We start from the raw sequence: 5,120 nt of genomic DNA, 5'->3' as shown, positions 1-5,120 counted from the left end.
CCGCGATTGAATGGCTTGGCGGCGGGACAGACAGGAGATCCCATGCAAATACAGGTCGTTGACTACCGGGCCGCCGATGCGGCCGAGCAATTCACCCGCTCACTGCACGAGACCGGCTTCGGCGTGCTCGTCAATCACCCGATCCAGCAAGCGCGGGTCGAGAAGATCTATGCCGATTGGCTGAGCTTCTTCAATTCGGAGTCTAAGCGCAGCTACCCTTTTTCCAAGGCAACGCAGGACGGCTACTTCTCCACTGAAATTTCGGAGACCGCCAAGGGAGCCACGCTGAAGGACATCAAGGAGTACTTCCACTACTACCCCTGGGGCCGGGTGCCGCCAGAATTGCGGGCCGAGGCTCAGGCCTACTTTGAGCAGGCCAATGACTTGGCGCAAGAGCTCTTGTCCTGGGTCGAGCGCTTCACGCCGGCGGAGATCGCCAAGCATTACCGCGAGCCACTCTCCAACATGATCAAGGACAGCAAGCTGACCTTGCTGCGCGTGCTGCGCTATCCGCCTTTGACAGGGCAGGAGCCGGCCGGCGCCTTGCGGGCGGCGGCACACGGCGACATCAACCTGCTGACCATATTGCCGGCCGCCAACGAGCCCGGCCTGCAAGTGCAGGGCCGCGACGGCGCCTGGGTTGATGTGCCCTGCGATTTCGGCCTGCTGATCATCAATATCGGCGACATGTTGCAAGAGGCCTCGCAGGGCTACTACCCGTCGACGCAGCACCGCGTCGTCAACCCCACGGGCGAAGGCGCCACGCGCAGCCGCATATCTCTGCCGCTGTTCCTGCATCCGCGCAATGAGGTGGTGCTGTCGGATCGCTACACCGCCGACGAGTATCTGCAAGAGCGGCTCCGGGAACTCGGCGTCAAGACCTGAGCCTGCGCGAGCCAAGTTGCGGGCCGGCGCTACAGTCGCGCATGGCCAACAAGCACGCTCAGATCATCCAGATCCACCCGGCCGCGCCGCCCAAGCCGGCCGAAGGCGAGCCCTGCAATGGCTGCGGAGTTTGCTGCCTGAGTGCGCCCTGCCCGATCGGCATCCTCATCAGTCGGCGCACCACAGGCGCCTGCGACGCGCTGCGATGGTCAGCGCCAGATCAGCGTTATGTCTGCGGCATGTTGAGCGCGCCGCTGCAGGTCTTGGGCTGGCGAGGTGCCTCAACTGGCCGCTGGGCCAGGCTGCTGACCCGCATCAGCCGCCGCTGGATCGCAGCCGGCATCGGCTGCGACTCGAACCTGCAAGTTCAAGGGCAAGCCACTAGAGCCGAACCTGACAGGGCCGGCTAGCATCGGTCCCACGCAACTCCATTCAAGGGAATCAAAATGCCGAAATTCAAGCGCGCCGCTGTCACCGTCGCGGCCATGGCGCTGGGGCTGGCGGCTGTCTGCGCGCAAGCCGTGCCTTTGCGCTGGGCCGCTCAGAATGACATTCAGACGCTGGACCCGCATTCACAAAATCACGCCACCACCAATGGCATCAACGCCTACGCCTATGAAGGCCTGACGCGCTACAACGAGAAGTTCCAGCCCGAGCCCTCACTGGCGACCAAATGGACCGCCATCAGCCCGACGCAAATCCGCTTTGATCTGCGCCGCGGGGTGAAGTTCCACGACGGCACACCGTTCACCGCCGACGACGTGGTGTTCTCCTTCGGCCGCATCAAGCAGCCGCAAGCGAACAACCAGATTTTTGTGGCCGGCATCAAGGAGATCAAAAAGGTTGACGACTTCACCGTCGATCTGATCCTGGACGGGCCCAGCCCCGTCTTGCTGCGCAACCTGACCGACTTCCGCATCATGAGCAAGGCCTGGGCGGAGAAAAACAAGTCCGTCAACCCGCAGGACTACAAGGCCAAGGAAGACACCTTTGCCGCGCGCAATGCGATGGGCACCGGCCCTTACAAAATCATCAGCTGGCAGCCCGATCAGAAGATCAGCATGGTCGCCAACAAGGATTGGTGGGACAGCAACAAGGGCAATGTGACCGAGATCAGCTATATGCCGATCAAGAGCGATGCCACCCGCGTGGCCGCCCTGCTGTCCGGTGATGTGGACCTGCTGACCGATCTGCCGACCCAGGACGTCGCCAAGCTCAAGGCCGACCCCAAGCTCAAGGTGATGGACGGCCTCGAAAATCGCACCATCTTCTTCGCCCTGGATGAAGGCAGCGAGGAGTTGCGCGGCTCCAACGTCAAGGGCAAGAACCCGTTCAAGGACAAGCGCGTGCGTGAAGCGATGAGCACCGCCATCGACCGCGAAGCGATCAAGCGCAGCCTGATGCGCGGCCTGTCGGTGCCGGCCGGCATCATGGTGGCACCCGGCGTCAACGGCAACACACCCGATATCGACGTACCGCCCAAGGTTGACCTTGAGAAAGCCAAAAAGCTGCTGGCCGAAGCGGGTTACCCGGACGGTTTCGAAGTGCCGCTGAATTGCCCCAATGATCGCTATGTCAACGACGAGGAGATCTGCCTGGCGGTCGTGAATATGTGGGCCAAGATCGGCATCAAGGCCAAGTTGAGCGCCTTGCCGATGTCCCAGCACTCGGTGATCTTGCAAAAGATGGAGTCGCCGCTCTACCTCTACGGCTGGGGCGTGACTACCTTTGACGCCCAATACACCTTGCAAGACGTGATCCACAGCCGCACAACCGGCGTCGACGGCAAGGGCAATTACTCGCGTGTCAGCGACGCCAAGGTGGACGCCTTGGTGCAGGCGATGAAGACCGAGACCGACGTGGGCAAGCGCAACGCCCTGATCCGCGAGGCTCTGTTGCGCGTGCGCGATGAGTACCTGTTCATTCCCGTCCATCATCAAGTGCGCCCCTGGGCGATGCGCGGCAATGTCGAGACCCTGCACCGGGCGGACGACAAGCCGCAAGCCCGCTTCACCACGCTGAAGTAACTCAAACCCTCAACGCAGCCTCAAGAAACCACCCATGCGGTGGTTTCTTTCATTCGTCGAATGGAATAGCTATGTACAAAACAAAACTCCTGGCTTTGGCCATCGCCTTGGGTCTGGCTTGCGGCTCTGCCACGGCCGTGCCGCTGCGCTGGGCGGCTCAGAATGACATTCTGACCATGGACCCGCACTCGCAGAACCACACCACCACCATCGCCATCCTGATGCATGCCTACGAGGGGCTGACCCGCTACAACGACAAATTCCAGGTCGAGCCGGCCTTGGCGACCAAGTGGACCTATCTTTCGCCCACCCAAGTGCGCTTTGACTTACGCAAAGGCGTCAAGTTCCATGACGGATCGCCCTTCGGTGCCGATGACGTGATCTTCACCTTCGGGCGCATCAGCCAGCCCCAAGGCACGATGCAGTCCTATGTGGCCGGCATCAAGGAAATCAAGAAAATCGACGAACACACCGTTGATTTCATCTTGAGCGCGCCCACGCCCATCTTGCTGCGCAACATCATTGACTTCCGCATCATGAGCAAGGCCTGGGCCGAAAAGAACAAGACCACCAACGTGCAGGACTACAAGGCCAAGGAAGACAACTACGCGTCGCGCAACGCGATGGGCACCGGCGCCTACAAAATCACCGGCTGGCAGCCCGACCAAAAAATCTCCATGCTCGCCAACAAGGACTGGTGGGACGCCAAAAACGCCAGCAATATCAGCGAAGTCGCGTACACCCCGATCAAATCAGACCCGACCCGGGTGGCCGCACTCTTGTCCGGCGATGTCGATCTGCTGACCGACCTGCCGACCCAAGACGTGGCCAAGCTCAAGGCCGACCCCAAGCTCAAGGTCGTTGAGGGCCCCGAGGTGCGCACCATCTTCTTCGCCATGGACCAGGGCAGCGAGGAGTTGCTAGGCGCCAGCGTCAAGGGCAAGAACCCCTTCAAAGACAAACGCGTGCGCGAGGCGATGAGTGTGGCGATCGACCGCGAGGCGATCAAACGCACCATCATGCGCGGCCTGTCGATTCCGGCCGGCATCATGGTGGCACCCGGCGTCAACGGCAACACGCCCGACATCGACCAGCCACTCAAGGCCGACCTCGACAAGGCCAAAAAACTGCTGGCCGAGGCCGGCTACCCGAGCGGCTTTGAGGTGCCCTTGAACTGCCCCAACAACCGCTATGTCAATGATGAAGAGATCTGCCTGGCGGTGGTGAATATGTGGGCCAAGATCGGCATCAAGACCCGGCTGGCCGCCCTGCCCTTCTCGCAACACAGCCAGACCTTCCAGCGCTTTGAGGCACCGCTCTATATGCTGGGCTGGGGGGTGGCCACCTTCGACGCGCAGTTCACCTTGCAAAGCCTGGCGCACACCCGCAGCAGCGGTGCCGACGGCAACTTCAACTACTCAAAACTCAGCGACGCCCAGCTCGATCAGCTGATCGCCAGCATGAAGATAGAGACCGATGTGGCAAAGCGTAACGCCTTGATCCGCGAAGCGCTGCTGCGCGTGCGGGACGAGACCTTCTTCATCCCGCTGCACCACCAGATGCGGCCCTGGGCCATGCGGGCCAATGTGGAGACCGTGCACCGCTCGGACGACCGGCCGGAGGCGCGCTTCACCCACATCAAGTAAGCACACCGGCCTTGTTCAGGCCCGCAAGCGCTCGCGCAGGCTTGAGGGCGTCTGCCCGAACCAGCGCCGCACGGTACGGCTGAAGTTGGATGTGTCCTCAAAGCCGAGCTGCGCGGCAATTTCCTCGACCGAATTCTGGCTGTGGCGCAGCTGCCAAAGGGCCTGCTCTTGGCGCACAGCGTCGAGCAGCGCTTGATAGCTGCTGCCTTCAGCGCGCAGCCGGCGTATCAGCGTGCGCACCGACACATGACAGTCCGCGGCCAGCGCCAGCGCGGTCGGATAGGCGGCGGGTGGGCGGCGTTGCAGCAAGAGCAGGCGCAAGCGTTGCGACCAAGGGCCGACGCCGCCGGCAGTCTGAGAAAGCTCGCGCTCGCAATCCTCGCGCGCCGCCTCGTAGGCGCGTGGATTGGACGTTATGCAAGTGCGTATTCCGGCGAACGTGACCCGCTATTCCGGCAACGTGACCCAGGATTCCGGTGATCGTGACCGAGGGCGGTGTTGCGCGATTTGATTTTAGGCCGAGATGTTTTTCGACCGGTTTCCCTTTCCTGGTTTTGGCACT

5 protein-coding genes are annotated in these 5,120 nt (G+C 61.9%); 4 read left to right on the top strand and 1 reads right to left on the bottom strand.

Features of this window, described 5'->3' with window-relative positions; all coding sequences use genetic code 11:
* Positions 1-42 precede the first annotated feature (42 nt).
* The 4 genes from RMO57_RS04365 (at position 43) to RMO57_RS04350 (ending at position 4,558) form a co-directional block, all read left to right on the top strand.
* Positions 43-885, top strand: a complete 843-nt coding sequence (locus RMO57_RS04365) for an isopenicillin N synthase family dioxygenase (RefSeq protein WP_310384573.1) — start codon at positions 43-45, stop codon at positions 883-885.
* A gap of 41 nt (positions 886-926) precedes the next feature.
* Positions 927-1,295, top strand: coding sequence for a hypothetical protein (locus RMO57_RS04360; protein ID WP_310384571.1), 369 nt, complete (start codon positions 927-929; stop codon positions 1,293-1,295).
* Positions 1,296-1,331: 36 nt separating this feature from the next.
* Positions 1,332-2,912 (top strand): ABC transporter substrate-binding protein, encoded by a 1,581-nt coding sequence (locus RMO57_RS04355; RefSeq protein ID WP_310384569.1) that lies wholly within the window; start codon positions 1,332-1,334, stop codon positions 2,910-2,912.
* Positions 2,913-2,983: 71 nt separating this feature from the next.
* On the top strand, positions 2,984-4,558 hold the full coding sequence (locus tag RMO57_RS04350) for an ABC transporter substrate-binding protein (protein WP_310384567.1): 1,575 nt from the start codon (positions 2,984-2,986) through the stop codon (positions 4,556-4,558).
* Between the two features lie 15 nt (positions 4,559-4,573).
* Here RMO57_RS04350 and RMO57_RS04345 read toward each other — a convergent pair whose 3' ends face one another.
* Positions 4,574-4,879: a helix-turn-helix transcriptional regulator gene (locus RMO57_RS04345; RefSeq protein ID WP_310384565.1), complete on the bottom strand. Its 306-nt coding sequence runs from the start codon at positions 4,877-4,879 to the stop codon at positions 4,574-4,576.
* Positions 4,880-5,120: the final 241 nt, after the last annotated feature.

The organism is Roseateles sp., assembly GCF_031397715.1.
Classification (GTDB): Bacteria; Pseudomonadota; Gammaproteobacteria; order Burkholderiales; family Burkholderiaceae_C; genus Paucibacter_A.
The sequence above is the reverse complement of the archived record's forward strand: the minus strand, read 5'-3'. Positions and strand labels throughout refer to the sequence as shown.

Coding starts and splice junctions, on each gene's coding strand:
- RMO57_RS04360 (WP_310384571.1), top strand. CDS start 927: ATGGCCAACAAGCACGCTCAGATCATCCAGATCCACCCGGCCGCGCCG.
- RMO57_RS04350 (WP_310384567.1), top strand. CDS start 2,984: ATGTACAAAACAAAACTCCTGGCTTTGGCCATCGCCTTGGGTCTGGCT.
- RMO57_RS04355 (WP_310384569.1), top strand. CDS start 1,332: ATGCCGAAATTCAAGCGCGCCGCTGTCACCGTCGCGGCCATGGCGCTG.
- RMO57_RS04365 (WP_310384573.1), top strand. CDS start 43: ATGCAAATACAGGTCGTTGACTACCGGGCCGCCGATGCGGCCGAGCAA.